This is a genomic window from Streptomyces sp. S07_1.15, from assembly GCF_020739505.1.
In the GTDB taxonomy this organism is placed as follows: domain Bacteria; phylum Actinomycetota; class Actinomycetes; order Streptomycetales; family Streptomycetaceae; genus Streptomyces; species Streptomyces xinghaiensis.
In genome coordinates this window covers 3,708,539-3,729,414 of sequence record NZ_JAJBZK010000001.1, presented here as the reverse complement: position 1 = coordinate 3,729,414, position 20,876 = coordinate 3,708,539, and the positions used below count along the sequence as shown (strand labels likewise).

At 73.5% G+C, this 20,876-nt stretch carries 19 protein-coding genes; 6 read left to right on the top strand and 13 right to left on the bottom strand.

Features of this window, described 5'->3' with window-relative positions; genetic code table 11:
• Window positions 1-10: 10 nt before the first annotated feature.
• Window positions 11-1,798, bottom strand: coding sequence for a cellulase family glycosylhydrolase (locus LIX60_RS16055; protein ID WP_227959017.1), 1,788 nt, complete (start codon window positions 1,796-1,798; stop codon window positions 11-13).
• 274 nt (window positions 1,799-2,072) lie between these two features.
• On the opposite strand from LIX60_RS16055, the gene LIX60_RS16050 reads away from it, so the two are divergent.
• The gene (locus LIX60_RS16050) at window positions 2,073-3,518 is read left to right on the top strand and encodes an erythromycin esterase family protein (RefSeq protein WP_227959016.1); all 1,446 of its coding nucleotides are present in this window, start codon (window positions 2,073-2,075) and stop codon (window positions 3,516-3,518) included.
• Window positions 3,519-3,781: 263 nt separating this feature from the next.
• Window positions 3,782-4,195, top strand: coding sequence for a hypothetical protein (locus tag LIX60_RS16045; RefSeq protein ID WP_227959015.1), 414 nt, complete (start codon window positions 3,782-3,784; stop codon window positions 4,193-4,195).
• Between the two features lie 131 nt (window positions 4,196-4,326).
• Here LIX60_RS16045 and LIX60_RS16040 read toward each other — a convergent pair whose 3' ends face one another.
• Both LIX60_RS16040 and LIX60_RS16035 read right to left on the bottom strand, forming a co-directional pair.
• Window positions 4,327-5,604, bottom strand: a complete 1,278-nt coding sequence (locus LIX60_RS16040) for an alkaline phosphatase PhoX (RefSeq protein ID WP_227959014.1) — start codon at window positions 5,602-5,604, stop codon at window positions 4,327-4,329.
• 238 nt (window positions 5,605-5,842) lie between these two features.
• A complete protein-coding gene (locus tag LIX60_RS16035) occupies window positions 5,843-6,793 on the bottom strand; it encodes a DUF3048 domain-containing protein (protein WP_227959013.1) in 951 nt (316 codons plus the stop codon).
• Between the two features lie 410 nt (window positions 6,794-7,203).
• On the opposite strand from LIX60_RS16035, the gene LIX60_RS16030 reads away from it, so the two are divergent.
• Window positions 7,204-8,103, top strand: coding sequence for a serine hydrolase (locus LIX60_RS16030; RefSeq protein WP_308102065.1), 900 nt, complete (start codon window positions 7,204-7,206; stop codon window positions 8,101-8,103).
• Between the two features lie 247 nt (window positions 8,104-8,350).
• Here the strand turns inward: LIX60_RS16030 and LIX60_RS16025 are convergent, their stop codons facing one another.
• The 4 genes from LIX60_RS16025 to LIX60_RS16010 form a co-directional block, all read right to left on the bottom strand.
• Entirely contained in the window at window positions 8,351-8,941 is a 591-nt protein-coding gene (locus LIX60_RS16025; protein ID WP_227959012.1) for a hypothetical protein, read from the bottom strand.
• Window positions 8,925-9,482, bottom strand: a complete 558-nt coding sequence (locus LIX60_RS16020) for a sigma-70 family RNA polymerase sigma factor (RefSeq protein ID WP_227959011.1) — start codon at window positions 9,480-9,482, stop codon at window positions 8,925-8,927. Before LIX60_RS16020 ends, LIX60_RS16025 begins: the two co-directional genes overlap by 17 nt.
• A gap of 46 nt (window positions 9,483-9,528) precedes the next feature.
• The gene (locus LIX60_RS16015; protein ID WP_227959010.1) at window positions 9,529-10,299 is read right to left on the bottom strand and encodes a class F sortase; all 771 of its coding nucleotides are present in this window, start codon (window positions 10,297-10,299) and stop codon (window positions 9,529-9,531) included.
• A gap of 371 nt (window positions 10,300-10,670) precedes the next feature.
• A complete protein-coding gene (locus tag LIX60_RS16010) occupies window positions 10,671-11,531 on the bottom strand; it encodes a DUF4397 domain-containing protein (protein WP_227959009.1) in 861 nt (286 codons plus the stop codon).
• A gap of 381 nt (window positions 11,532-11,912) precedes the next feature.
• On the opposite strand from LIX60_RS16010, the gene LIX60_RS16005 reads away from it, so the two are divergent.
• Entirely contained in the window at window positions 11,913-12,920 is a 1,008-nt protein-coding gene (locus LIX60_RS16005; RefSeq protein ID WP_227959008.1) for an alpha/beta fold hydrolase, read from the top strand.
• Between the two features lie 59 nt (window positions 12,921-12,979).
• On the opposite strand, the gene LIX60_RS16000 is transcribed toward LIX60_RS16005, so the two are convergent.
• The 4 genes from LIX60_RS16000 to LIX60_RS15985 all read right to left on the bottom strand — a co-directional run bounded on the left by LIX60_RS16000 (window position 12,980) and on the right by LIX60_RS15985 (window position 17,646).
• Window positions 12,980-13,582, bottom strand: coding sequence for an FMN-binding protein (locus LIX60_RS16000; RefSeq protein WP_227959007.1), 603 nt, complete (start codon window positions 13,580-13,582; stop codon window positions 12,980-12,982).
• 130 nt (window positions 13,583-13,712) lie between these two features.
• Window positions 13,713-15,047: a ferric reductase-like transmembrane domain-containing protein gene (locus tag LIX60_RS15995; protein WP_227962792.1), complete on the bottom strand. Its 1,335-nt coding sequence runs from the start codon at window positions 15,045-15,047 to the stop codon at window positions 13,713-13,715.
• Window positions 15,048-15,199: 152 nt separating this feature from the next.
• Window positions 15,200-15,931, bottom strand: a complete 732-nt coding sequence (locus LIX60_RS15990; protein WP_227959006.1) for a peptidoglycan recognition protein — start codon at window positions 15,929-15,931, stop codon at window positions 15,200-15,202.
• 245 nt (window positions 15,932-16,176) lie between these two features.
• Window positions 16,177-17,646, bottom strand: a complete 1,470-nt coding sequence (locus tag LIX60_RS15985; RefSeq protein WP_227959005.1) for an FG-GAP-like repeat-containing protein — start codon at window positions 17,644-17,646, stop codon at window positions 16,177-16,179.
• 270 nt (window positions 17,647-17,916) lie between these two features.
• On the opposite strand from LIX60_RS15985, the gene LIX60_RS15980 reads away from it, so the two are divergent.
• Window positions 17,917-18,183 (top strand): GntR family transcriptional regulator, encoded by a 267-nt coding sequence (locus LIX60_RS15980; RefSeq protein WP_227962791.1) that lies wholly within the window; start codon window positions 17,917-17,919, stop codon window positions 18,181-18,183.
• Here the strand turns inward: LIX60_RS15980 and LIX60_RS15975 are convergent.
• Entirely contained in the window at window positions 18,126-19,097 is a 972-nt protein-coding gene (locus tag LIX60_RS15975) for a dihydrodipicolinate synthase family protein (RefSeq protein ID WP_227959004.1), read from the bottom strand. The two genes, LIX60_RS15980 and LIX60_RS15975, sit on opposite strands and share 58 nt — an antisense overlap.
• A 70-nt stretch (window positions 19,098-19,167) precedes the next feature.
• On the opposite strand from LIX60_RS15975, the gene LIX60_RS15970 reads away from it, so the two are divergent.
• Complete coding sequence (locus LIX60_RS15970) at window positions 19,168-20,121, top strand: LysR family transcriptional regulator (protein ID WP_227959003.1); 954 nt, start codon at window positions 19,168-19,170, stop codon at window positions 20,119-20,121.
• A gap of 160 nt (window positions 20,122-20,281) precedes the next feature.
• Here the strand turns inward: LIX60_RS15970 and LIX60_RS15965 are convergent, their stop codons facing one another.
• Entirely contained in the window at window positions 20,282-20,752 is a 471-nt protein-coding gene (locus LIX60_RS15965; protein ID WP_043470985.1) for a DsrE/DsrF/DrsH-like family protein, read from the bottom strand.
• Window positions 20,753-20,876: the final 124 nt, after the last annotated feature.

The following is a 20,876-nucleotide window of genomic DNA, read 5'->3' as shown; positions in this document are numbered from 1 at the left end:
GCGGCGCCGGTCAGGCCGTGGTGCCGGTGACCGAGGTTCCGGTCCTGGTGACGTGGTAGGTGACCGCCGCTCCGCTCCAGTAGTGGAAGGTGAGGGTCACCCGGGCTCCCTCCTGCACCTCGGCGAAGAACTCGGACGTCAGGACGGTCTCGCCGGCGCTGTAGTCCGGCGCGAACGAGCGGTCGAACTCCTTGTAGGACGTCCAGTCGTGCGGTCCGGCGTTGCTGCCGTCGGCGTACCGGGCCTCCATGGTGGCGAGTTGGTCACCGCGGAAGTCGGTGGGAACGGCGAAGGAGTCCGTCGTCCCGGTGGCGTCCCGCAGGACGGGCGTGTCGTACGTGACGAGGCTGATCCGCCATGGGACCCCGGCCGAGAACCGCGCGGACAGCTCCGCGTTGGTGCCGTACTCCCGCGAGCCGCTCAACCGGGTGAGGGCCGGGGCGGTGAGCGTCAGCTGGTCGCCCTGGACGGTGTAGTCCGTGCCGCGCACCAGTTCGGTGCCGCCGTGGCGCAGCCCGGTGAACGCGGTGCCGTTGAGGTTCAGCGTGAGCGTCTTGGCGGTGACGGGCCCGGAGCGGGCGCTGAACACCTGGTCGGACGAGGCCGTGCCCGACCGGGTCGTCCAGCTCGACCTGATCTGCGCGAACAGCTCCGGGTCGTTCCACCGGAAACCGCTGCGCTGGAAGTGCTGGCCGTTGTCCCACAGCATGGTGGTGATCTGCCGGGTGCGGGCGTGGTGGCCGAGGTACTCGAAGAACTTCAGCTTCTCGCCCTGCTGGATGGTGCCGGTGTGCCGGTCGAAACCGAGCAGCCCGTACTCGCCGAGGATCACGGGGATGCCGCGGGCCACGAAGGTGTTGTGCACCCGGTCGAAGGCGTCGGTCAGGTCCTTCCGCGCGGTGGCGTCGAAGCGGGTGCCGCCCGCGACGTTGACGCTGAACGGCCAGTACCCGTAGTAGTGCACGGTCGCGGCGAGGTTGGGGTCGTCCAGGGCGTCGAAGGTGGTGGTCAGCTCGTCCAGCCGGGCCTGGTCGGCCGAGGTGTGCAGGGTCGGCAGGACGAGCAGCCTGGTCTCGTTGGCGCCACCGGAGCCGCGCACGGTGCGGTGGAAGGAGGTGTTGAGCTCGTCCAGCAGCTCCGCGTTTTCGGCGTCGCCCGAACTGCCGCTGAACTGGGGCTCGTTGATGCTTTCGAACACCAGCTTGGACGAGGAGTCCCGGAAGGTGCCGGACACCTGCGTCCAGATGGCGTTGTAGCGGGCGAGCACGCCGGCGCGGTCGGCCGGCATGTCCGCGATCCACTGCCAGGAGTCGTGGTGAATGTTGATCATGACGTGGAAGCCGTCGGCGAGCGCCCAGCCGGCCACCTCCTCGACGCGGTTCAGATAGTCCGCGTCCAGGGTGTACCCGGGGGCCGGGCCCTGGTGGCCGCTCCAGGTCACCGGGATGCGGATGCTCTTGAACCCCTGCGCCCGGACGTTGTCGAGCAGTTCCTCCGTGATGCGCGGGTTGCCCCAGGAGGTCTCGTCGCTGCCGGTGGCGTCGAGCGAGTTGCCGAGGTTCCACCCGGGCTGCATCGCGGCGACCTGCGCCATCGCGTCCCCGGAGGCCCGGACTTCCGGTGCGGTGGCGGGCTGTGCGGCGGCGGGCTGTGCCGTGGCGGGCCCTGCGGGGGTGGCCGCCGACGCGCTGCCGCCCGCGGCCAGCATGCTCAGCCCCGCGAGCAGTGCGACCGCCCATCTCGCCGGCCCGCGGGCCCGCCCGCGGACCGTTCCTGTGGTGCCGTGTAAGACGTTCATCATGCTCCTTGTCGGCGCGTACGCCGGAGTGGGGGAAAGGAACCGAACGTGTCCGGGGCCGGCCGGGGCGGGGCGGCCGACTCCGCTTCGCCGCGATGCTGGCAGCGACACCCCGGGGGCGCAAGAGCACCGGCCCGCGCCCCCGGCTGCCGGCGAAGGGCGGAGGGACGGCATCCGGGGGCGCCGCCCCCGCCCGGGGTGGACTTACCTACACCCCGGAACCGGGGTGCCCGGCGGTTGGTGGCGCCAGGGGTGCGCACAGGAGGGTTGTGGCATGACTTCACGACGCATCCGCACCGCGGGACTCGTCCCGGCCGCCGTTCTCCTCTCGCTCGGAGCGCTCGTCTCCGCGGCTCCCGCGCAGGGGGCGCCGGCCGCGCCGCAGACCGTCTCCGCGCAGCAGTCCGTCTCCGCGCGGGAGGGCACGTTCGCCCCGTCCTCCGCCTCCCGCTCCGGGGAGGAGCGGCGCGTTCTGCGCGCCCTCGAACGCGCCGCCCGCCCGCTGCGCTCCACCGAGCCGTACGGAAGCTCGCGGGACCTCCGTCCGCTGAGCCGCATGGTGGGCAACGCCCGGGTGGTGGGGCTGGGCGAGGCCACCCACGGCTCCCACGAGTTCTTCGCCATGAAGCACCGGGTCTTCCGCCACCTGGTGGAGGAGAAGGGGTTCCGCACCTTCTCCCTGGAGGCCCCCTGGAGCACCGGCATGCGGCTCAACGACTATGTCCTGCACGGCAAGGGCGACCCGCGGCAGATCATGGACGAGGAGTTCCAGGGCGTCTACAGGATCATGAGCAAGGCCGAGTACCTGGAGCTCTTCTCGTGGATGCGCGCCCACAACCGCAGCCATCCGCACGACCCGGTGCGGTTCATGGGCAACGACATGGGCCACGTCGGTCCGGAACTGTACGACCGCGTCACCGACTATGTGGCGGAGGCCCATCCGCGGCTGCTGCCGCGCGTCACCGAGCTGTACCAGGGCCTGCGGCCCACGACCTCGGCGGGCACCTGGATGACCGACTACCCGTCCCTTCCCCTCGCCGAGCGCCAGGAGCGCGCCGAGCGCACCGGAAAGGTCCTCGACCTGCTGGAGAAGCTGCCCGCCGGCTCCGGCGCCGACCGCCGGGACCGCCTGTGGGCCGTCCAGCACGCCCGTGCCGTCGACCAGATGACCCGGGGCTACGCCTTCGACGTCGAGGACGACGAGCAGATCACCGCCATGATGAAGTACCGCGACCGGGTCATGGCCGACAACGTGGCCTGGTGGCAGCGGCACACCGGCGACAAGATCCTGCTGTCCGCGCACAACACCCACGTCGCCTACGACAGCTTCGACCCGTTCTATCCCAAGACGCAGGGCGCCGTCCTCGGGGACCGGTTCGGCGAGGGCTATGTGAGCATCGGCTTCACCTTCGACCGCGGGTCCTTCCAGGGCTTCGGCTCCGAGGAGGGGCCGGCCTCGCCGGAGGAGACCTTCACCGTGGGCGCCGCTCGGCCCGGTGGCAACGAGCATCTCCTGGACCGTGTCCGCCACCGCGACTACATCGTGGACCTGCGCACCGCCCCCGCTCCCGCCCGCGCCTGGCTGGCGGAGGCGCGCCCGACCCGCAACATCGGCGCCGCCTGGCCGGTGCCCGAGCAGGACATCGCGCTGGGCGAGGCCCACGACGTCCTCATCCATCTGCACCGGGTCACGGCCGCGAAGCCGCTGCCCGCCTCCTGACGACGCCCGGCCGTGCCCTGGTCCGCTCGGTCATGCCGCCCCAGGGCACGGCGGTGCCGGTGCGGGCGGGCACGGTGGCGGGCGGTGTGCGGCCGAGCCGGTGCGGAGGGGGCCGGGTGGTCCCGGCCCCCTCGGGGGCGGCTGTGGCGGAGAGCACAGCGCAGACCGGAATCCCGGCCCGGGGTCGAGAGTTCACCGAGGTATATACCCCCAGGGGTATATACCTCGGATTCCCGATTCCCGTTCTCCGAAAGGAGAAAGCAATGCTGCAAGCAGTGACACCGACCCTCAGGAAGATCCTTCTGCCGGTTCTCCTTCTCACCAGCCTGCTGGCCGTGACGGCCGGCATCACCGCGCCGCGGGCCGCCGCGGCGACGACGGTTTCCGACGCCGTCGTCTACGTCGGGCAGGAGGGCGCCTCGGTCTACGAGCAGTCGCTCGACGGTGTCCTCTACACCGAGGACTCCATTGGTGTCATGGCCGACAGGATCCTGGCGACCGAGAGCGAGATCGGGGACATGGCCGACCGCATCGCCTACGTCACCGAGGTCTCGCAGTACACCGGTCTCACCATCGTCTACTACGCCTACGACGTCACGCTGACCGGCATCGAGGAGGCCGGTTACCTCTACGAGCTCTCTCTCGTACCGGTGGCCGCCCTGCCCACCGGCTGGTGACGGTCCGCAGGCTCTGACGGTGTGTCCCGGCCGCTCCCGGGCACCGGGCCCGGACCCGGCATCGGAAAGTCCCCGCCGGATGACCGGCGGGGACCCTCGTGTCCGGGCGGCCGGGGCCGCCGGCGGCGCCGTCAGCGGCGGCGGGTGATCTTCCAGGTACCGTCCGCGAGCGGCTTGTCGGGGTGCTGGACGCTGAAGAAGAGCGTCTTCGGGTCCTTGCCGAAGTAGATGCCGCTGACCTCCGCGCCCGGGTCCTTCAGGGAGGCGAAGAGCTCAGTGGTGTCGGCGGCGCCGTCCCGGTCACGGTCCCGGCCGGCGACCCAGATGTCGCTGGCGTAGTTGTCCTCGACGATCCACAGCCGGCCGTCGGGGCCCTCGGCCAGGTTGTCCGGGCTCTTGAAGCCGGTGACGCCGGCGGCCCGGTCCTCGACGGGCGCGTTCACGCCGGCCTGGACGAACGCGGAGAGAACGTTCTTGCGCAGGTTGACCGCGACGACACGGTTCTCGCTGGTGTTGGCGACGTAGAGGGTGTCGCCGATGACCTCGACGTCCTCGGGACGGCCGAACTCGGTGGCGTTCACCGCGTCGGAGGCCGCGTCGGCGTCGGAGACCACCTGCTCCTCGTCGAGCGGGACCCAGGTGAAGGCGCCGGTCTTCTCGCCGTAGGTCTCCGGGTTCCACTTCTGCGCGGCGTCGGAGAGACCGTTGATCTTGAGCGCGTGGAGCCGGCCCTCGGAGAGGTCGCCGCGGCGGGTCGGCACGAACTTGTAGACCGAGCCGCCGTTGAGCTCGTCGATGACGAAGACGGTGCCGTCGGGGAGCACGTCGATGCCCTCGTGGCGCAGGATGCCGAGCTCGCGGCGCTCCTCGACCCGGGTCACCTTCGTGAGGTCCTTCCGGTCGAGGAACACCTCGAAGACCCGGCCACCGCTGGTCTCCTCGGTGACCAGCAGGCTGCCCCAGGGGGTCCAGCGCACGCCGTCGAGGCGGCGCCAGTCCGCGCGCTGGGCGATGACCTTCGCCTCGCCGGTCCTCAGGTCGACGACGGAGACGGCTCCATTGGAGGAGACCTCGTGGGTGCGGTAGAGGTAGCGGCCCGCCTGACGGCCGGTTTCGTTGACCGTGTTCATGTCGGTGAGGTCGTCGGTGCCTCCCCCGTAGATGTCGAGGACGGTCTCGTCGGCGACGAGCTTCTGGCGGAAGCCCCGGGGGGCGACCAGCGGCTCGGACCAGTCGGCCGACATCCGGTCGTAGGCGGAGCCCTCGATCGGCTGGAACGCCATCGGCCCGCCGTGGGAGCGGCCGTGGCCGTGGGCGGAGGCGGGAGCGGCGGAGAGCAGACCGAGGGGCAGGCCCATGCCGACGGCGAGGGCTGCGGTGATGAGGCGGGTACGGCGGGTGCGGCGCATGGTGTGCGTCCTTCTGTGGGTGACCCTGATGTGCGGGGTGGCTGCGCCGGACGCTAAGAGCGCTTCGTTAACGCCCGACCCCCTGCCGGTTACCCGCCGGGGTATTGGCCGGTGAACGTTGCCCTGTCCGAAAACGATCGGGCAGGACCGCACGCCCCTCAGCTGCCGCGCAGCAGCCCTCGGCCGCCGGCCAGGCTGCACGGACACGCCTTCCGACCGTGTTCGGTTCCGCCGCCGGTCAGTCCACCGGGGCGAGGGCCACCCAGACCGGGCCGCGGGCGAAGGGGAGGCGGCGGCCCTCGGTGTCGGTGAAGGTGGTGCCGGCGTTCGCCGAGGGGCGGCTCCACTCGGCCTCGTACTCCCGGCCGTCGCGCAGGACCAGGGCGCGGCCGGAGCCCACGGTCTCCGTGTAGGGGGTGATGCTGCCCGAGCGGTCGCCGTAGTCGGAGGGGCGGACCGTCACGTACTGGACGACGACGGTGGCCGCGCCCAGCCGGTCGCTGCCGTTCGTGCGGGCCGGTGACCCGTCCATGGAGACCAGCCAGCGCTTCTCCGAGGCGGACCAGTCGAAGGTGAAGCTCGCGGCCGGGAAGCGGACGGTGTGCTCCCCGGTCTCCCGGCCGCCGCTCGGTGCCGGGCCGAAGCGGAAGCCGATGTCGCTCGGCGCCGAGGCCCCGGAGGCGGCGCGCACGGCGCGGTCGGGGCGGAGGTAGAGGTTGTGGGGCGCGGAGCGGCTCGGGTCGCGGACGTACCCGTCGGTGAGTTCGCCCGGCGGGAGGGGGATCAGCGGGGCGGCCTCCACCAGGGGGCGCAGCTTGCTCTGCACACCGGAGTACGCGAGTGCGGGGGTGCCGAACTGGCGCAGCAGTTCGAGGTCCGACTCGCGGGCGCTGCGCACCGGGCCGAGCGATTCGGGCAGCTCGGAGGCGAGGATCGCCAGTATCCGGGTGAGCCCGGCCTCGACTTGCTCGATGTAGACGATGTCGGCCTTGTCCAGGCCCGTGTGGGGCCTGGCCGCCCGCACGTTGTCGATCTTGACGGCGAGGACCTTCTCACCCGCGCCCCGTTCGCCGGTGAAGGGCGAACGTCCGTCGCCGTCCCCGTCACCGTCCTCCGTCTGGCAGGCCGCCGCCAGCAGCGACAGCGCCGCTGTCAGCAGTACGGTCCGTCGCGTTGCCGTCCTGGCCATGGCTGCCCGCCTCCTCGTCCGTGTACTCGAAGTGTGCCTCCCCGGCCGGCGAACGGCATCGGCCCATCGGGGCAAAGAAGGGCCCGACCGCCCTGGGGCGGGGGCGCCCAGGGGCGGCCGTGCGTGCGGTCCTCGGCCGGGGCGGGTGCGAAGCAGGACCCGGCTCGGGCGGTCCGGTCGGACCGTACGAGAATCCACTCCTCCGGTCCGTACATACTTCGGCCGGTCTCATGAGTCATGAGTCGTGGAGAGAGTGGAACAGCGCCCGCCCGGCTGTCCGCTGCTGACAGATTCCCGCCGTTTCAGGCCGATTCGGAGCGTGTGAAGTGAGAACCCTCGACAAGGGCCCGCGTGCGCGCGGAGCCGGTGCGCCCCCGCTCGCGCGCGGACGCCGGGCCGCCGCCGTCGTCGTGACCGCCGGTGCCGTCCTGGCCGTACCGGCCGTGGCCACGCCCGCGCAAGCCGCCCCGTCCGGGCCGCCCGCGCCCTCCGTCAGCGCCAAGGGCGCGTTCCTGCTGAACCAGGCGGACGGCTCCAGGGTCTACGGCAAGTACGCCGACACCAAGCGGCAGATGGCCAGCACCACGAAGATCATGACGGTCCGCGTGGTGCTCAGCCAGACCGGTCTCGACCTGGACCGGAAGGTCACCGTCCAGCAGGCGTACCGCGACTACGTCGCCCGTGAGGGCGCCAGCACGGCCGACCTCAGGACGGGCGACAAGGTCACCGTCCGGCAGCTGCTCTACGCGACGATGCTGCCCTCCGGCTGCGACGCCGCGTACGCCCTCGCGGACACCTTCGGCAGCGGCACCACGCGCTCCGCGCGGGTGAAGTCGTTCATCGGGAAGATGAACAAGAAGGCCGACACCCTCGGCATGCGCAACACCGAGTTCGACTCGTTCGACGGCATCTCGACGACCGGCAACAACTACACCACCCCGCGCGACCTGGCGAAGCTGGCCCGCAGCGCCATGAAGTACTCGACGTTCCGCACCGTCGTGAAGACGCGGAAGACCGTGCGCTACGCCAAAACGAGCACCGGCGGCACCCGCACCTACACGTGGTACAACACCAACCGGCTGCTCGGCTCCTACTCCGGCGCCGTCGGCATCAAGACCGGCACCGGGACCGCCGCGGGACCGTGCCTCGTCTTCGCCGCGACCCGCGGCGGCAAGACCCTGGTCGGTGTCATCCTGAACGGCAGCAGCCGCTACACCGATGCCGCGAAGCTGCTGGACTACGGCTTCGGCAGCGACACCGCCTCCAGGATGACCCTGCGCCGGCTGCCCTCGGGCGCGGAGCAGGACTGACCGGCCGGCCGTACTGACCGGGGAGCGGAGCGGGGAGCGGGGACCCGGGAACGTGGACGGGGGACCGCCGGACCCCGAGGGGTCCGCGGTGCCGGTCCGGCCGCCGCCGTCCGCACGGCTCGCCGAGCGCCGTGCGGACGGCGGCGTCGTGCCGGGGCCCGTACGGCCGGCCGCGTGACGTCGCGGTCAGCGGGCGGCGGTTGGCAGATTGCCGGTCGGCCGGACGGCGGGCTGCGGCTCGACGGTCTCAGCGCGTGCTGTCGCCGGGTGGCCCGTCCGTGCCGCCCGGGCCGCCCGGGCGGGCCGGGACGGGTTCGGCCTCCGCCGCTTCCGGCTGGGCCGGTTCTCCCACGGCGGCCTGCGGCACGGCTTCTTCCGCCGGTACGGCTCGCAGCGGGACGGAATGCGCCGCCGGCCCGGGCTCGGCGGGGTGCTCCGCCGGGCGGACCGGCACGGGCTCGACCGGGCCGGTGCGGCGCAGCCGGCTCCGGAGGCGGGAGCCGGGCGTTCCGCCGCCGGTCACGCCGGTCGCACTGGTCGCACCGGTCGCACCGGTCACGCCGGTCAGGCCGAGTTCCGCCGCGATGCTCTCCCAGAGGGCTTCCGGCGGCGCCGTCACCCTGTCGTCCGGGGAGACGTTCCGGGCGGCCCCGATGATCCGGCGCAGCACGGCCAGGGTGTCCCGGCACCGCGGGCAGGCCGCGAGATGGTGCTCGGCGGCCCGCGTCTCCGTCCCGCCGCCGGCGGAGCCGGGGTCCGCCTCGGCTCCCTCCCCGGCGGACGGCCGGTTGCCGAGGGCCAGTTCGGCCAGCAGGGCCGGGTCAGCGTGCTCCGTCACCGTCCGTCTCCATTCGCATTCTCAGCCGGCCCAGACTCCGGCGGACATGGGCCTTCACGGTGCCCAGCGGCAGATCCAGCCGTTCCGCGATCTGCGCCTGCGTGAAGTCGTGGTAGAAGGCCAGCCGCAGGATCTGCTGCTGCGGCTGCGGCAGGGCGCAGAGCTCGTCCATCACCAGCACGCTGTCGACGACCCCGTCCACCGGGTCGCCCCCCGGCCGGTCGACGACCGCGCCCGCGGCCCGCCGGGCCTTGTCCTGGCGGCTGCTGCGGGCCCGCAGGGCGTCGGCGATCCTGCGGCGGGCGATGGCGAGCAGCCAGCCCGGCAGGGAACCCCGGTCGGGCGAGTAGCCGGCACGGCCCCGCCAGGCGCTGACGAACACCTCCTGGGTGACGTCCTCCGCCTCGCTCGCGTCGCCGAGCGCGCGGCCGGCGAACGTGTGCACCAGTCCCGCCCAGCGGCGGTACGCCTCCGCGAGGCAGCCCTCGTCACCGCGGGCGAAGCCTTCGGCCAGTTCGGCGTCCGTGCGGGTTCCGGTCACCCACGCGACGATAGGGAGCCGGTCGTCCCGATCCTCCGCACCACGGCTAGCCGCTCACCCGGGTGGCGGTCACGATCAGGTTGTTCCGGTAGCCGCCCTGCTCGCGGTCGTACGGCAGCGTGCAGGTGATCAGCGTCAGCACCGGGGGGCCGTTGCGGCGGAACAGCTCGCCCGGCAGCCGGTCGCGGTCCCGGACCTCCCGCGACGCCACCCTGTAGCGAACCGCCGGCGCGCCCTTGCGGCGGACGACGACAGCGTCCCCCGCGCGGACGTCGTGGAGCGCGGCCAGCGCGCCCAGCCTGCCCGTGCGCGAGTCGACATGGCCGACCAGGACGGCGGAGCCGGCGGGGGCACCGGGGGCCGGGCCGTACCGGTACCAGCCGGTGCCGGCGGCGTCACCGGGCACCGCGACCGTGCCGTCCCGGGCCAGGCCGACCGGTTGGACCTCCGCGTCGACCCGCAGCCGGGGTATGCGGAGCCGGACCGGCGGCGTGACCGCGGAGGCCCGCCGGTCCGGCTCCGCGCGGGCGATGCCGTCCGGTGCGTCCCGCGTACGGCCGGGGGGTGCGCCCCCGTCGTCCTCCCGGCCGCCGTCCCCGCCGCCCGTCTCCGCGGCGGACCGCCGGTCGCCGAAACCGGGCGGCGGCGCGCCCTCCCCGGTTCCCGGCTCCGGCACGGCCAGCAGAGTCGCCACCACCACGATCGCGGCCATCGCCGCGACGGCGCCGGCCGACAGCCAGGGGCGGAATCCGCGGGAGGCCAGGGCCTGCCGCACCGCCGTCCACACTCGCGTTCCCGCTCCGGTCCTCACGTTCATCCCAGCTCTCGCCCCTGCTCTCGTCCGGTCCCTCGTCCGGTCCCTCGTCCGGGTTCTCGCCCGGGTTCTCATCCGGTGGTCTCTCCTCGCGCGGGGTTCCGCTCCGTTTCCTGGCCCTGGAGGCACAGCACGGCCCGTATCTCCGCGGCCCGGCCCCGGCCGCGCGGGCGGCCGCCCGGCGCGCGGGCGCACGCCGGGCGGCCTTGCCGCACCTGCCCGTCCGGTCCGTCCGGCCGCTCCGGTCACCGGTCACCGGCCATCCGGGCCGCGGGTCGCCCACCACCCGCCGGCCGGAGCCGGCGGCGGGCACCGCGGCGCCGAGGGGTGCCGGGGAGACCGGGGAGGGCCGGGGCACCGGCCCCGACCGGTGCTCAGCTCCGGGAGCGGCTGCCGCGCCGGGCCGTACGGGTGAGCAGCACACCCGCCGCGGCGAGCGCGCCCGCACCCGACCAGGCCGCCCAGGCGGAGGCGCCGTCCGAGCTGTCCACGCCGGCCCGCATCAGCGAGTCGCTCTGGCCGCCCTTGACTCCGCCCGGAGCGCTGTGGAGGCCGCTGAAGGTCTGGGTCTTGAGCGCGAGGTTCTTCTCCTCCGCGCTGCCCCAGGCGTAGACGACGTTGCTCGTGCCCTCCTTCAGGGCGAGCTGTGCCGGGCCGATGACGACATCGTCCGTCCCGGCCAGGGTGACGTCGGCGTTCACCGTGCCCGCGGGCACCGTGGTGGTGGCCTCCTTGGGGTTCTCCAGCCCCTTGACGATCGGTGTTCCGTCGGCCCGTACGTCCACGGCCGGTGCGGCCGCGACATGGCGCACGGTGAGCCGGGCCTTGCCGGCCGGCACCTTCGACACGTCGTTGACGTAGGCGTTGAGGGTGGGCTTGCCGTCCGCGGTCAGGTGGGCGGCGACCGTGGCGTTCGCCCCGGCCGGGACCTCCACCGTCTTCTGGATGGCGGGCTCGCCCTCGGGGTCGGCGCCGGCCTTGAAGACCTCGATGTCGTAGCTGCCCGGGTCGAGCGCCTGCGGCGGTGTCAGGGTGCCGGGCTTGAAGTCCGACAGAAGTTCTTTGCCGTTGGCGTACACATCGACGGTGAGGCCCGGAACGCCATGGAAGACGGATACCTGTGCCTTGCCCTCACCGGTCTGCGCCGGCCCGGCCTGGGCGGGGGCGGCGGAGAGTCCGAGGGCGCATATGCCCACCGTGGCCGCGATGGCGGCGGCGCTGCGGCAATTCCTCATCGAAATACCCCTTCACGACGACGCTCCGTCCGATTGCGGAGCATTCATCACATATTTCGGGTTGAGGACCGTGTTCGGATGCAGGGAGAGCAGATCTTCTTGCGGTGGCGCTTCTCCCGGGTCCGTCCGTCCCCCGTCCCCCGTCCCCCGTGCCCCGTTCTCCGCCATCGGCGCCGTCCGTCTTCCGCTGCCGCCCCGCACCTCACTCGTTCGCCCTGCCCGGCGCGACGGGCGCGGCCGGCTCGGTGAGGCTCGGGCTGTCACCGCCCTCGCAGGGTCCGTGCGCGGGCCCGTACCGGCTCGTGCACGAGCCCGCGCGTGGCACGGACCGCACCACACCACACCGCACCGCCCCGGCCCCGCCAGAGAGTGAGTTCCGCCGTGCCCCTGCTCCCGCCTGCTTCCGGCACCCGCCGCACCGCCCGCTCGCGGCTCCGCCGCGCCTCCGGCGCCGTCGCCCTGATCGCCGCCGCTCTCCTCGGCAGCGTGGTCCCGTCGCACGCCGGAACCCCCGGCGGCGGGGACGGCGGCGCGGGCGGGACCGATTCCCGGCCGGGGCACCGGGACCGGCCCACGGTGGTGCTGGTGCACGGGGCCTTCTCCGACGGCTCCGCGTGGCGCGGCGTGATCAAGCGGCTGCGGCACCGGGGGTACCCGGTGATCGCCCCGGCCAACCCGCTGCGGGACCTCGCCGGGGACTCCGCGTACATCGCGTCCGTCCTCCGGAACATCGAGGGGCCCGTGGTGCTCGTCGGCCACTCCTACGCGGGCGCGGTGATCAGCAACGCCGCGGCGGGCGACCCGGACGTCAAGGCGCTGGTCTACATCGCGGCCTTCGCGCTCGACGTGGGCGAGAGCACCGAGACGATCAGCGAGGCGTTCCCCGGCGGCGAGGTCTCGGAAGCGGTCGTGCCGGTGCCCTACACGCGGCCGGACGGCGGTACGGGCACCGAGTTCTACGTCCGGCGGGACCGGTACCGCGAGGTCCTGATGGCGGACGTCCCCCGGCGCGAGGCGGCGCTGATGGCGGTCCACCAGCGGCCGATCGGGCTGGCCGCGGTGACCGGCGTGTCCCAGGCGGCGGCCTGGCGGACCATCCCCTCGTGGTTCCTGGTCGCTCGCGAGGACCGGGCCCTGTCGCCCGCCGCCGAGCGCTTCATGGCCCGCCGCGCCGGCGCCCGCACCGCGGAGATCGACGCCCCGCACTTCGCCCAGGTCTCCCACCCGGGCCCGGTGGCCCGGCTGATCACCGACGCGGCGGAGCACACGGCGCACACCGCACGCCTGCCCGAACGGGGCGACGGCGGCGACAGGGGCGACGGTGGCGACGGGGGTGTCTCCGGTGGCGGGGGCGACCGGGGCGGGGTGGCGCGGACGCCGGTCGCGTAGCGGCCGGGCCGTCGGTGCCGGGGTGCCGGCGGCCGGCGGAAGCACCGGAAGCGCCGGTGTCAGAGCCCGGCCCGGTCCAGGGCGCTCTGCAGGGACTGCCGGTATCCGTCGCTGGTGTACGTGGCGCCGGACACCGTGTCGATGTCCGCGCTCTGCGCCGCCAGGGTGTCCTGGTTGAGCCGGGGAATGGCGGTGGAGGAGATCTGCTCGCTCCGCGGGTCGCCGGCGGGCGACTGCAGCGCGGCCGCCGCCGTGATCCTGCTGCCGGTCAGGGTGATCCGCACCTGTACGGGGCCGTGCTCCGTCCGGACGGTGTCGCCGGTGACGCTGCGGGTGGCGGGGGGCGCCGTGGTGGTCTCCGGGGCGGCCGGGGCCCTGCTGGTCCGGGCCGGGGCCGGCGCGGTGGTGCGGGGCGCCGGCGGGCTCGGGGAGGGCTCGGCCGACGCGCGCTTGGTGCTCTTCGACGGCTTCGCCGAGGCGGACGAGGGGGACGGCGAGGAGGGCTGCGCCGGTGAGACGGCCGCCGTGGACGGGGTGCCGGGGCCGCCGGCCCGGGCGAGAGCCGGGTCCCGGTCCGGTTTGAGCGCGAGCAGCGCCACGATGACGGAGACGGTGCCGGCCGCGGCCAGCACCGTTCTGCGGTACGGATGTCTGTTCCTCACGGGCTTGTGACACCTCCGAGGGCTCACCGGGCCGGGCCCGGCCTTGCGGGCCGGGACGCGGGGCCGAAACGCGGGGCCGGGGCTCGGGGCTCCGGGTTCCGGGTTCGGCCTCGGGTCTCCGGCCCCGGGCTCAGAATGCGAAGGACTCGTGGTGGATGCGCCGGTCGGGGACCCCGGCCTCGCGGAGCGCCGCGTAGGACTCCTCGGCCAGCCCCGGCGGTCCGCAGAGGTAGACGTCGTGCCGGTCGATGTCGGGGAGCAGCTTCCGCAGGGTCCGGGCGCTGATCGCGGGGCGCCTGCCGTCGGGGCCGTTGACGGCGTAGAGCAGGTGGGCCCCGCGCCGGTCGGCGATCTCCTCCAGCTCGGCGCGGAGCGCCAGTTCCTCCGCCGTGCGGGCCCGGTAGAGCAGCGTCAGGTCACCGGGCGCGCCGGGCAGCGTCTCGAACAGCGCCCGGAGCGGTGTGATCCCCGCCCCGCCGGCCAGCAGCAGGACCTTGCCACCGCCGCCGCTCCGCCGGGCCGCGGTCAGGGCCCCGTACGGGCCCTCGGCCCAGAGCCGGGTACCGGGAGGGAGCGCGGCCAGCGCGGCGCTGTGCCCCCCGACCGCCTTGACGGTGATCCGCAGCAGGTCGGGGCGGGGCGGGGCCGACAGGGAGTACGGATTCGCGGTCCACCACAGGCCCCGGGTCAGGAACCGCCAGCGGAAGAACTGCCCGGCCTCGGCGCCCAGCCGGTGCAGCCGCCGGCCCCGGATGAGCACCGAGACCACGCCGGGGGCCTCCGGGACGACCGAGTCGACCCGCATCCGGTGCCGCAGGTTGAGCCGCAGGGGGACGAGGACCCGGTACCAGAGCAGCAGCGCGCCGGCCGCTCCGTACAGGGCGTACCAGGCCGTGCGGGCGGCGGGGTCGCCGGCGAACTCGGCGCCCGTGGAGAGCTGGTGCCAGAAGGCGAGAAGGACGGCCGCGTAGGTGAGCAGGTGCAGGTAGTACCAGAGCTCGTAGCGCATGCGGCGCCGCAGGGGGCCGGCGGACAGCAGACCGGTCAGGAACAGCAGGAGCGTGCCGGCGGCCGCCTCGGCCATGTCGGGGTACCGGGTCACGACGGAGACGGTCTGCGCCACGAGGCCGGTGCCGGCCTGGAGCGCGTAGCCGTACAGGGTCAGACCGACGTGGGCCGCGGTCAGGAGCACGGCGTAGCGGCCGCTCGTCGCGTGCCAGCGCGTCACCCGGTCGGAGCCGACCCTGCGCTCCAGGGCGGGGACGCGCGCCATCTGGACGATCACCAGGGCGACGGCGTAGCCGGCCAGCAGTCCGGTCATGCGGCCCGCGTTCACGGCCCATCCGGAGGCCCCGGAGACGGCGGGGGTGTTGCGCCACCACAGCCACAGGACGGCGGCCGCGCCGGACCAGGCGAGGAGAAGCAGCGGTATGGCGGGGGAGCGCCGGGGACGGACGCGGCGCATGGCCTGCCGTCTCCCCGCGCGGCTGTACTGGATCGTCGTCACGGACTTTCTTTCCCGATGCTGCGCGTGGGGGGCGCCCGGGCACCCTACCCACCGGCGTGCACCCCGGAGCAAGAGGCGGACGGGCCCCGGCCGGCGTACGGCGGTGGCCCTCAGCGGTCGCGCAGCCGGGCCACGGCCTCGCGGAGCGCGGGCAGCCGCTGGTACAGCGCCTCGCCGGGGCAGTCGGTCTCGTAGCCGTCGCGGTGCCCGGAGATGACGTCGAGTTCGGCCTGGTCGCCCTTGTCGTAGCGGCTCTCGTCGTTGCTCGAGGTCAGCCGCACCATGCCGCGGGGGTCGGCCCCGGGCCGCAGTTTCCACGCGGCGACCTTCGCCATGCCCGCGATCAGCTCCCCCGGTACCGGCGTCCCCTCCGTGAAGGTGCCCAGCGCTGCTATGCCCACGGTGTGGGCGTTGAAGCCCTTGGCGTGCGCTCCGCGGACGGGGCGGCTGGCGCTGCCGGCCCGGCCCTCGTAGATGGTGCCGCACCGGTCCACGACGAAGTTGTAGCCGATGTCGTCCCAGCCCTCGTGGGTGACGTGCTCGGTCTGGAGCGAGCGCAGCAGTTCCGGGACGTCGGCGCAGTCGTAGCCGTTGGGGTGCCCGGTGTGGTGGACGAAGACGGCGCTGACGGCGCCGCTGTACGGTGCGCGCTCGCGGACCAGGTCCTCGTCCGCGTCCCATTTCTGCCTGCTGACGATCGCGGGACGGGGTGCCGCCGGGCGTATCGCGGCGGGTTCGTGTCGGCCGGGAGGGTCGGACCGTACGGCCGCGTCCCGCACCGCCAGCAGAGCCAGCGGGAGGACGACGGCCCCGGCGCCCAGGGCCAGTCGGCGTGACCACATGGGACCAGCCTGCGGGCACCGGCCCCCGGGGCCCCGGGTTAACTGCGCCGTTCGGGTGAAGCCACCTGCTCTGAGCTGCGGGTTTTTCCCGAGCACGCCAGGCGGGCGCCGGACAGCGGCGGCGCGGACGGGGCGGGGGAACGCCCGGGAAGAGGGCGGGGACGGGCCGGGGCCCGGTCGTCGCCGACCGGGCCCCGGGTGTCACATGCTGTGCCGTCGTGCTGCTGGCGCGCCGAACGGCCCGCTCAGCCGGCGAAGTTGACGCCGAGGACCGGGGAGCCGGAAGCGGAGACCCCCACGGTGGAGGTGTAGATCGAGACGCCGCTGCCGCCGATCACGGATCCGTTGGACTTCAGCGCGTACACCGCGCCGTTGCCGCCGTTCTCACCCATGGCGCCGACCGTCAGGTCCGCCTTGCCGTCGCCGTTGAGGTCGGCGAGGTGCACGTCGGAGCCGAAGTTGTCGCCCTCCTCGTTGGAGTTGGGGACGCCCGCCGTGTTCTGGTGGAACATCTGCGCGCCGGCGCCGGTGATCCCGGAGCCGTCGGCGGCGCCGTAGAGCACGGTGGCGGCGCCGGTGGCGGCGAGGCCGCCCAGCGACTCACCGGGCGAGCCGACGACCAGGTCGAGGTGGCCGTCGCCGTTGACGTCGCCCAGGTCGAGTTCGGCGCCGAAGCCGTCGTAGTTCTCCGAGCCACCGGGGACGCCGGGGCTGTCCTGGGTGATCGCGGTGCGGCCGCTGTCCGGGCCGTTGGCCGAGCCGTAGACGATGTTGACCTTGCCGCCCTTCGACGCACCGGGCACGCCGGAGTCGGCGTCCCAGAACATGCCGATGACGATGTCGCCGTAGCCGTCGCTGTTGGTGTCGCCGATGTCGGTGATGACGCCCGCGGCCAGCTTCGAGCCGCCGGTGACGGTGAGGCCCGAGGCGGTGCCCGGCAGGTAGTAGTTGGCGTTCCAGTGGGTCTCGCCGTCGGACGACTCGTTCTCGAAGCCGTCGGCCACGAGGTCGGCGATGTCGTCGCCGTTGACGTCACCGGAGTGCAGGTTCAGCGGTCCGGTGTCGGAGCCGCTGAGCATGGCGGGACGGACGGAGTAGACGCCGCCGGTGGTGCCGGAGGTCTTGCCGAAGCCGCCGCGGTAGACGCGGATGGTGGCGGAGCTGGAGCCGATCGCCAGGTCGGCCTTGTCGTCGCCGTTGAAGTCGGCGCCCTCCAGGGTGTAGCCGAACCGGTCGTGCGAGGTGGACGCCGGGTCCTTGACGGTGGTGCCGCCGGACAGGCCGCTCGCGGAGCCCCAGACGATCTGGACGGTGCCGCCGTTGACGTCGTCGCCGACCTTCTCGTAGGGAGCGCTGACGGCGAGGTCGGTGTAGCCGTCGTTGTTGAAGTCGGCGGCCGTGGTGTCGGCGCCCCAGCGGTCGCCCTGCTCCGAGACTCCGGGGACGCCCGCGCTGTCCTGGCTGAGCACGGTGCGCTTGGCACCGGAGATGCCGTTGGCGGTGCCGTACAGGACGACGACCTGACCGGCGTGGGCCCGGCCGTTCACATAGGCGCCCGGGGCGGAGACCGCGACATCCAGGTAACCGTCGCCGTTGAAGTCGGCCGTCGGGCGGGCGCCCTCGGCGGCGGCCGTGCCCGCCGTGGCCGCGAGCAGGCCACCGGTCAGCGCCGCGGCGGCAGCGGTGGCCAGGACCGTACGGAAGTGCTTGTGCATGCGGGGTTCTCCTGTGCATGCGGGATGCGCGACGCATCCGCAGTCGAGTGGGTGCCGGACCGCGCGTCCCTGCCCGGACGTTCCCCGGGCGGGCGGCAGTTGACGCAGAGAAGACCCCGGGTGAACTCGAAGGGTTGTACGAGAAAACGAGACGCCCCGTAAGTCCTTTTCCGCCGCTGCGGCACCACGCGGCGCGACCCGCGCGAGGGCGCGGCCGGGGCCTGGGGGGCGTCCCGGCCGGGCCGTTTTCGGGGGTGTGCGAGCCCGGACATCAGAAGCACAGGCAGGTGGCGCTGGAAATATGGATCTTGGTCGCAACGCCCGCTGTGGCGGCAGATCGCAGCGGAGATCATCCGGCGGATCGAGGGCGGGACCTATCCGCCGGGAAGCCGTGTGCCGTCCACGCTGGAGGTCGCCGAAGAGTTCGGAGTCGTCAACGCCACGGCGGCCAAGGCGATGCGGCACGTCCGCGAGGAGGGCTACACACGCGGGGAGGTCGGGCTGGGGACGTTCGTGGTGGACGAGCTCCCACACTGAACCCGTACACCCCGGTGGATCCCGGCAGTGGCCAGGGCTGCCGCCTGCCGGACCGAATCGGCGGAGGCGGCCAGCAGCGGCAGCCGGACGGCCGGGCTGGGGATACGGCCCTGGGCGTGCAGCACCCCCTTGATCACGGTCGGGTTCGGCTCGGCGAAGAGAGCGGCGGACAGCCGGGCCAACTCGGCTCCCAGCCTGCGGGCCGGTCCGGCGGCGTCGCGCTGCCACAGCGAGACCAGCTCGGCGTAGTCAGCGGTGCGGACGTTGGCCGACGCCAGAATGCCGCCGTGGGCGCCCGCCGCGAGCAGGGGCGAGATGACGACGTCGTCGCCGCCGAGCACCGCGAAGCCCGGGGCCGGGGAGCCGAGCAGTTCCATCGCGGCCGCGTCGATCGCGCCGGTCGCGTACTTGACCCCGACGACCTCCGGCAGGTGCCCGAGCGCGTTCAGCGTGCCGGTGCCGAGGGACTGACCGGTGCGGTACGGGATGTCGTAGACGACCAGCGGCAGGCCCCCGTGCTCGGCGAGTGCCGTGAAGTGCGCCAGCGCTCCCGCCTCGCCGGGCCGGGTGTAGGGCGGCGTCGGAACCAGCGCCGCGTCGGCGTCACCGCTCCCTGCGAGCTCCCGCAGTGTCGTGATGGCGGCGGCGGTGTCGTTCGTGCCGACGCCGACGATCAGCGGAGCTCCGTGTGCCCGGCAGGCGGCCGAGCAGATACGGACCACGGCCCGCTTCTCCTCGGTGGTCAGCGTGGCCGCCTCCGCGGTGGTCCCCAGGGCGACGAGTCCCCGGGCGCCGCCGGCCGACAGCGCCTCGTCGGCGAGACGGGCGAGCGCGTCCGGGGCGAGGCGCAGGTCATCGGTGAACGGAGTCACCAAGGGGACGAACAGGCCGGTGAGATGCGCTTCGGGCTTCATACGTCCAGCCTGACCCGGCAAACCCAGTAGATCCAGTTCATGTTTCTTCGCTCTTGCATAAGCTGGTCTTATGCTCGATGTCCGGCGTCTGCACCTGCTGCGCGAACTGGACCGGCGCGGCACCATCGCGGCCGTCGCCGAAGCGCTGACCTTCACCGCCTCGGCCGTCTCCCAGCAGCTGAGCGTGCTGGAGCGCGAGGCGGGCGTGCCCCTGCTGGAACGCAGTGGCAGACGGGTGGTGCTCACCCCGGCGGGCCGCGCCCTCGTCACCCACGCCGATGCCGTCCTCGAACGCCTCGAACTGGCGGTCTCCGAGCTGGCCGGGGCGCGCGAGGGCATCCGCGGGCCGCTGCGGATCGGGACGTTTCCCTCCGGCGGCCCCGCGATCGTGCCCGCCGCGCTGGCCGAACTGGCCCAGCGGCATCCCGCGCTGGAACCGATGGTGCAGGAGATCGACTCGGCGCGGGTCTCCGACGGCCTGCGCGCCGGCGAACTCGACGTGGCCCTCGTCCACGACTACGACTTCGTGCCCGCGTCACCGGACACCACGGTCGGCCAGGTGCCTCTGCTGGAGGAGCCGATGTACCTGGCCACGGGTGGCGCCACCGGCAGCGCGCCCGCCACTGGTCCTGCCGCCCGTGGCGACACGCTGGCGGAGCTGCTCGGACCGTGGGCCGCGTCACCGTGGATCACGGCCCGGGACGGCACGACCGGTCACGCGATGGCCGTACGCGCCTGTCAGGCGGCCGGATTCCAGCCGCGCATCCGCCATCAGGTCAACGACTTCCGTACGGTCCTGGCGCTGGCCGCCATCGGGCAAGGCGCCGGATTCGTACCCGAGATGGCCACCGCACACGCCCCCGAGGACGTGGTCCTGACCCGGCTGCCCCTCTTCCGCCGTTCGAAGGTGGCCTTCCGGGCGGGCGGCGGCACCCACCCGGCGATCGCGGCATTCGTGGCGGCGGCGCGGACAGCGGTGGGCGCCACGGGCGGTGCTTCCGCACGGGCCGCTTCGGTGCGGTGAGTCGCGGATCTTGTGCTCGGAGAGGTCTCGGTCGGCAGGGGCCCGGAGTGCGGATCGGTCACCGGGACGCACAGGCCCGGAAACGCGGGGCCCGGCCGGTACGTGGGGGTCGCGTCCCGGCCGGGCGGTCTTCGGGGGTGGGTGTCATGGGCGGCTGCCCTCAGGTGTAGATGATCTGGGCGTTGGCGGCGAGGTTGTAGAAGTCGCCGACGGTGATGATGCCCTGGACCTCGTCGATGAGGTCGTCCTTCTCCAGTTCGAAGAGGTCCACGGACGCCTTGCAGGCGTAGAGGCCCGCGCCCGTGTCGCTGATCATCTCGATGAACTCGGGGATGGGCGGGATGTCGAGCTTGGCCATCCGGCGTTCCATGAGCCGGGTGATCATGTCCGGGGCGCCGGGGAGGGCGCCGACCACGGTCGGGAGGTGCAGTCCGGGGTTGCCGACGGTGGCGAACTTGATGTGCTCGTAGCGCTTCTTCGTGATCGCGTCGAGGCCGAAGAAGGTGAAGAAGAGATCGGCCTCGATGCCTTCGGCGCGGGCGCCGTTGGCCATGATGAGGGCCGGGTAGATCCCCTCCAGGGATCCCTTGGAGACGACGATCGAGACCTTCTCCAGCGTGGCGGTGGTCATCGCGGGTTCTCCTGTATCGGTGAGCGGTGGCTGGGTGGGCCGGGTGGGCTGGTGTGGCGGGCGGCGGACCGGTGGCCGCGGCCGCGCCGGCGGGCCGTGGTGTGCGGGGCGGACGGGCCGGCGC